The sequence below is a fragment of the Shewanella sp. 11B5 genome, assembly GCF_002836795.1.
Lineage (GTDB): Bacteria > Pseudomonadota > Gammaproteobacteria > Enterobacterales > Shewanellaceae > Shewanella > Shewanella frigidimarina.
This window is the reverse complement of sequence record NZ_PJAP01000166.1, coordinates 1-1,126: the sequence shown is the minus strand read 5'-3', so window position 1 is coordinate 1,126 and position 1,126 is coordinate 1. Positions and strand designations below refer to the sequence as shown.

1 protein-coding gene is annotated in these 1,126 nt (G+C 36.6%); it reads left to right on the top strand.

Going from position 1 to position 1,126, the window contains the following annotated elements; genetic code table 11:
• A partial coding sequence (locus CXF78_RS01365; protein WP_374702260.1) for a Gfo/Idh/MocA family oxidoreductase occupies positions 1–230 on the top strand: 230 nt, incomplete at its 5' end.
• Between the last annotated feature and the right edge of the window lie 896 nt (positions 231–1,126).

Here is a 1,126-nt window from a genome sequence, read left to right as displayed (position 1 = left end):
ATCCACTTTCTTGCAAATTATCGCTGAAACACAAAGACGCGATTATCGAGCAAGACATCATAACGACTCCAGGTAATTACCAAGCATATTATGAAGGCATCCGCGATGCGATTTGTCTTGGGAGCCCAAATCCAGTAACAGCAGAGCAGGCTCTTTTGGTCGTGAGACTTATTGAACTCGGCATTGACAGTGCTCAAGAAGGTCGTAAGTTGTTAGTGTCTGAACGATAAGCACATACCCTAGTCCATTTATTGTTAATCGAGCAAGAATGTTTGCTTGATTAACAATTAACTTATGTTCTGTAATGAAGTAATAGTCGATAAGCTTTATTTATACTTTTCAATGAGTCGCTATTTAACTCTTGTTTAAGTTAAAGTCATAAAAGTAAGCATTAAGTGTTAAATCAGTAAGCGCTTGTGGTTGTGTTACGTGTAAAGGTTAAATATTACTCTTACTCAAAAGTGACATCGCGTGGACTATTGGGCGAATTAACATGTTATTAGGTATTGACGGCTGATAACAAATGCAGCGCATCTCAATGTTTATCGCCAGAATGGTTCAATACAAAAACTCTCAACAATAGCTCTATTCAATGTAATTAACAGATATGCCACTAAGCTGAACTTTTTCAGATTACGTCAATTAAGATCAAACCGAATTTGCTAGTTCGCGTCGGAATTTGAGCTGTTTGTTAGTTGCCGATGTTTATCTAATGTTAATAGTTAACTTGGCGCTTACCTTTTCTGCCTGACGCTTTGTGAGATATATCTCACAAAGCATGTGAGCCAAATCACTTAATTATGAGGTGGCATTTCTACATGGTGCTCAACCAATTGATTTAATTGATTATTTTATTTTGTGTTATCTGTGAGATATTTTAATCATTTAGAGGTACCTGTTTACGTAGCGGTAAATGAATTATTATTTATCTCGTTCCTAGGACGGGAACATTACAAGGTAGTAAAGAGGTCTTGGAAGACCATAAGTATATGGAAATAACGGACGATATTGAGTTTCAGGATGAAACGTTAAGCTTGCTCAATGGACGCAATAGCGGATTAAGCAAGTTTTATAACATTATCAGGATGATAGTGTGCAATGGATGCAAGATTCTACGCAAATGATT